Origin of the sequence: Cupriavidus lacunae (assembly GCF_003353055.1) — a bacterium.
Lineage (GTDB): Bacteria > Pseudomonadota > Gammaproteobacteria > Burkholderiales > Burkholderiaceae > Cupriavidus > Cupriavidus lacunae.
The window spans coordinates 1-3462 of record NZ_QKWJ01000195.1; the positions used below are offsets into that span (position 1 = coordinate 1).

A 3462-nucleotide genomic window follows, 5' to 3' on the forward strand; every position below is an offset into this window, starting at 1 on the left:
CAGGCCGCGCAGCGGACCGCGTGGCTGGTGAAGGTGAGGTCAGTCAGCATCATCTCGCTCCGCCTAGGAGGCCGGTCGCGCTGGGCTGGTGGCGACGGTGAACTTCAAGGCGCTGTCCTCGACAAGGCCCTCGCGCAGGCGCTCCACGTCTTTCTCGTAAGCGTGGTCGACGATCCACGGTCCGCGCGTTCCCGCGCGCGGGAACTTTCCCATGCCGCGCTGGACGTATCCGGCCTTCAGGTTATTGGCTGTAATACGTGTCATATCCGGGTCGTCGAGCACCGGCTCGACGATGCGATAGCCGTGCGCGTCCATATGGTCGAGCAACCGGCAGAAGTATTCGCAGACAAGGTCTACCTTGAGCGTCCAAGAGATGTTGGTGTAGCCGAGGGCGAATGCGAAGTTCGACACCCCGGAGAGCATCACGGCCTTGTAGAACGTGGTGTCCGGGATGGTCACCCGCTGTCCGTCGACGCTCAGTTGGATTTTGCCGAACGGCAACATGTTGAGCCCGGTCGCGGTCACGACGATGTCAGCGGCCAGTTCCTGCCCCGACTCGAGCTTGATACCGGATGCGGTAAAGCGGTCGATCCGGTCGGTAACGACCGATGCCCGTCCCGATTTGATCGCCTTAAACAGATCGCCGTTGGGTACGAAGCACAGCCGCTGTTCCCGCGGGTTGTAGCGCGGGGAAAAGTGCGTGTCGCTGTCGAAGTGTTTGGGCAACTGTAGCCGCACGAGGGCGAGCAGCAGCCAACGCGTGAGCCTGGGGAAGCGTCGGCAGGCTTTGAAGATGCCGCGGGCCAGCAGGATGTTCTTTCGCCGCACGATCCGCGACGCGCGCTTGGGGCCGAGCACCTTGTTCAGGAAGTTGGCGATCACGTCCTCGGCCGGAATGGCGAGGATGTAGCTCGGCGAACGCTGTAACATCGTGATGTGCGACGTCTTGTCGGCCATTGCGGGAGTCAGCGTCACGGCGGTCGCGCCGCTGCCGATTACGACCACCCGCTTGCCGGCGTAGTCCAGATCCTCGGGCCAATGCTGCGGGTGGATCACCTGCCCCGTGAACTCATCGACACCGGCGAAATCGGGCGTGAAGCCTGATTCATAGTCGTAGTAGCCGGTGCCGAGGAACAGGAATCGCGACGTGAACTGGGTCTGCTCGCCGGTGCTGGAGTGCTCAGCGGTGATGGTCCAGTGCGCAGTCGACGAGGAGAACTCGGCCGCGAGCACCTTATAGCAGAATCGGATGTGCGGCTCGATGAAGTTCTCGGTGACGGTCTCCCGGAGGTAGTCCAGAATGAGGTTCCGGTCGGCAATCGCCTTGCGGTGGGTCCACGGTTTGAAGCTGTAGCCGAAGGTCGGCATGTCCGAGTCCGAGCGGATGCCCGGGTACTTGAACAGGTCCCACGTGCCGCCAATCGAGTCGCGCCCTTCCAGGATCGCGAACGTCGAGCCGGGTCGGCGGGCCTTGAGGTGGCAGGCCGCGCCGATTCCAGAGATGCCAGCGCCGACGATAAGGACGTCGAAGTGTGTGCCGTCGCTCATGGAGTCTCCCGCCACCCTAAACCAAAACTCGACTCGAAATCTAGTTTAGCCATTGCGACGGTGGTATTAGGTGCTAGCCGCGTGGATCGTCGACGGTGCACCTCCCCAGTCGTGCCCGGCTGCGCCTGACGCGGCATATCGCAGCGTCCGCAACAGCAACCCTTGTAACCCCCGCCCTCTTGGCTACGATGATTGCAGACCCGCCTGCCAGCGATGGCAGCAAGATAACTGACGGAGGCCACAATGGCCGGGGAGCAAGCAGTCACGCCAGCCAAGGCCGACATGGTCCGCATCGGATCCTCGGCCGCCCTGCGTGATGACGGCATCCTGCCCGCCCGCGCTGAAGGCGTGGACATCGTCGTGCTGCGCCACGGCGCGAGTCTCAGCGCGTTCCAGGGCCACTGCCCGCACCGCGGCACTTTGCTGGCCGAAGGCGCCATCAGCAACGGCATCCTGACCTGCCGCGGACACGGATGGCGCTTCGACTGTGGCACAGGCGCCAACCTCGACCGGCCGGAGATTTGCCTGAAGCGTTTCGCCTGCGCCGTCGAAGGCGACGATGTGCTGGTCGACCGCACTCAGATCCTGGCCTGGAAGCGCCAGACCGACGATCGCGGCGGCGTGCAGTCCACCGCCCCTGCACGGCCGCTGGAACAGCTCCCGGGCCCGGCCGGTCTCCCATGGCTAGGCAACCTTCTCCAGCTCCACCAGTCCCGCATGCACATCGAGCTGGAGCAATGGTGTGCAGCGTTCGGCCCGATCTACCGCATCAACCTGGCGGGCCATCCTGCCGTCGTGGTATCAGGCGGAGAATGGATCGACAGAATCCTCCACGACCGGCCGGAAACCTTTCGCCGTGCACGCGCCGTCGAAGCCCTGTCGCGCGAGGTCGGCGCATTGGGTGTTTTCTCGGCCGAAGGCGAGACTTGGCGGAGACACCGGCGGCCCGTCGCCCAGGCGCTGGACGCACACCATCTGCGGGACTTCTTTCCAACCCTTGCCGGCGTCACCCGCAGGCTGAAGAGGCGATGGGAACAGGCGGCGGCCGATGGACTGCCGGTTCACGTGCAGCAGGACCTGAAGCGGTATGCCGTCGATGTCACCGCCAGCCTGGCCTTTGGTCATGACACGAACACGCTGGAGGGCGAAGGCGGCCCCGTGCAGCAGCACCTGGAATGCATCCTCCCGATGTTCGACCGCCGCCTGAATGCCCTCTTTCCCTACTGGCACTACGTCAGGCTGCCAGCGGACCGCGCCTACGACAAGGCAGTGCAGGCGCTACGCAAGTTCATCGGCGAGATGATCGTAGCGGCGCGCGAGCGGCTGGCGCAGGCGCCCGATCTGGCCGCACACCCGCGCAACTTTCTCGAGGCCATGGTCGCCGCACAGGCTGCGGATGACGCGCCGCTGAGTGATGAGGAGCTGATTGCCGACTGCTTCACCATGCTGCTTGCAGGGGAAGACACCACTGCCAACACCATCTCCTGGATCCTGTATTTCATGTGCATCCACGCGGACGTCCAACGCAGGATGCAGGAAGAAACGGCCGAAGTGCTGGGCACAACCGACGTGCTTGCAGATATCCACGATGCTTCGCGGTTGGTCTACCTGGATGCAGTGGTGCATGAATCGCTGCGGCTCAAGCCTGTTGCGCCGCTGATCTACGTCGAACCGAACCGCGACGTGGAGATCGCGGGATTTGCGGTTCCCCGGGGAACGCTGCTCATGCTGGTGACCCGTCCCAATGTACTGCGGGACAACAACTTCGCCGCGGCGCTGGAATTCCGCCCCGAGCGCTGGCTGGAAAGCTCCGCGGCTGCGCACCACCGCAGCGGCTTCGTGCCATTCGGCTCCGGGCCGCGCCTGTGCCCGGGCCGCAGCCTGGCGCTGCTCGAAGCGAAGGCTGCGCTGTCG

Annotated in this window: 2 protein-coding genes; one reads left to right on the forward strand and one right to left on the reverse strand. The window is 64.4% G+C overall.

The window, feature by feature from the left end:
- Positions 1–63: 63 nt before the first annotated feature.
- A complete protein-coding gene (locus DN412_RS42485) occupies positions 64–1548 on the reverse strand; it encodes a flavin-containing monooxygenase (protein ID WP_115216945.1) in 1485 nt (494 codons plus the stop codon).
- Positions 1549–1830: 282 nt separating this feature from the next.
- Here DN412_RS42485 and DN412_RS42490 point away from each other — a divergent pair.
- Positions 1831–3462: cytochrome P450 (locus tag DN412_RS42490; protein WP_279635317.1), on the forward strand; the 1632-nt coding region annotated here is incomplete at its 3' end.